A 1,906-nucleotide genomic window follows, 5' to 3' on the forward strand; every position below is an offset into this window, starting at 1 on the left:
GACTGGGCGGTGTCGCTGGGTGAGGGGATGTTCTCGCGGACGTTCTTCTCGACGTCGCTCAATTTCGATGTGTCGGTGTTCGAGTTGTTCGGGACGTTGGCTGCGGGTGGGACGGTGGATGTGGCGCGGGATGTGCTGGAGCTGGCTGAGCGTGATGGGTGGTCGGGGAGTCTGGTGTCGGCGGTGCCGTCGGCTCTTGCGGCGGTGCTTGGTGAGGGTGTGGGGGTGTCTGCCGGGCATGTGGTGCTGGCGGGTGAGGCGTTTCCGGTGAGTCTTGCCGAACGTATCGGGGAGGTGCTTCCGGAGGCCCGGATCGCGAACATCTACGGGCCGACCGAGGCGACGGTGTATGCGGCCGGGTGGTTCGGTGGCCGAGTGGATCAGCCACTTGGTGCGGTGGTGCCGATCGGTGGCCCGGTGGCCGGCAAGCAGCTCCAGGTCCTGGACTCCCGGTTGCGCCCTGTTCCGACCGGTGTGTGGGGTGAGCTGTACATCGGCGGCCAGGGCGTCGCCCGTGGCTACCACGGCCGGGCTGGATTGACGTCGGAGCGGTTCGTGGCGGATCCGTTTGTGGCGGGCCGGCGCCTCTACCGGTCGGGTGACGTGGTCCGCTGGCGCCCCGACGGGGCGTTGGAGTACGCGGGCCGTGGCGATGACCAGGTCAAGGTGCGCGGCCACCGGATCGAACTCGGTGAGATCGAGGCCGCGCTGACCCGCTGCGAGGGCGTTGCCCAGGCGGCGGTGCTGGCCCGTGAGGACCAGCCGGGCATCAAGCGCCTCGTGGCGTACTTGGTTGCGGACGCGCCGGTGGACGAGGTCCGTGCCCACTTGGCCGCGACCCTCCCGGAGTACATGATCCCGGCAGCCTTCGTCCCCCTCGAAGCCCTCCCCCTCAACGCGAACGGCAAGCTGGACCGCAAAGCCCTCCCCGCCCCCGACCTGTCCACCGACCAGGAGTACGCGGCCCCCCGCACTCCCGTCGAGAAGACTCTCGCGGCTGTCTGGCGGGACGTCCTCGGTGTCGAACGTGTCGGTGTGCACGACAACTTCTTCGACCTCGGCGGCGACTCCATCCTCAGTCTCCAGGTGGTGGCGCGGGCGCGTCGCGCGGGTCTGGGCCTGTCCTCCCGCGATGTGTTCACGCGTCCTACGGTCGCCGGTCTGGCGACAGGCGTGGCCCCTGTCGACGGGACGTGTGCGGAACAGGGCGTGGTTTCGGGCCCGGTGGCCCCGACCCCTGTCCGGGAGTGGTTCTTCGCGACGCATCCCGTGGCACCGCACCACTTCAACATGTCACTGGCGTTCGAGACCGCCCCCGACACCGACGCGGACGCGCTACGCACCGCCGTCGCCGCCCTGCTGAACCACCACGACGCCCTCCGCACGGTGTTCACCCGCCACGGCTCCCACTGGACCTCCGAAGTGCGCGCCGCCGCAGACGCACAGGACGTACTGGAGATCCACGACCTGCCGAACTCCCCGGATGCGGAAGCCCGTTGGTGCGAGCTGGCCATCGCAGCGCAGTCCGGCCTGAACCTCGACCGAGGCCCCCTGCTCCGCGTACTCCTCGGCCGACGCGGCCCTGCCCACCCTGCCTGGCTCTTCGTCACCGCGCACCACCTGGTGATGGACGGCGTCTCGCTCCGCATCCTCCTGGAAGACCTCCAGCGTGCCTACGAGCAGGCCGTGTCCGGTGCGGCTGTCGACCTCGGCCCCAAGACGACCTCGATCCGTCAGTGGGCGGACCGCCTCGGCCGCCATGACTTCAACGGCCAGGCGGAGTACTGGCGTTCGGTCACGGAGGCCGCGCACGTCGAGCTGCCCGTGGACCACCCGGGCGGCGACAACACGGTTGCCGCACAGCGGTTCGTCACAGTGGCGCTGAGCGCGGAGCAGACGGAGGCGC

At 69.9% G+C, this 1,906-nt stretch carries 1 protein-coding gene; it reads left to right on the top strand.

The genetic code is table 11. The annotated features are described in order from the left end of the window. The coding region (locus AOK24_RS11605) for a condensation domain-containing protein (protein WP_159051843.1) at positions 1–1,906 on the top strand (1,906 nt) is incomplete at both ends.

The sequence above is a fragment of the Streptomyces niveiscabiei genome (assembly GCF_001419795.1).
In the GTDB taxonomy this organism is placed as follows: Bacteria; Actinomycetota; Actinomycetes; order Streptomycetales; family Streptomycetaceae; genus Streptomyces; species Streptomyces niveiscabiei.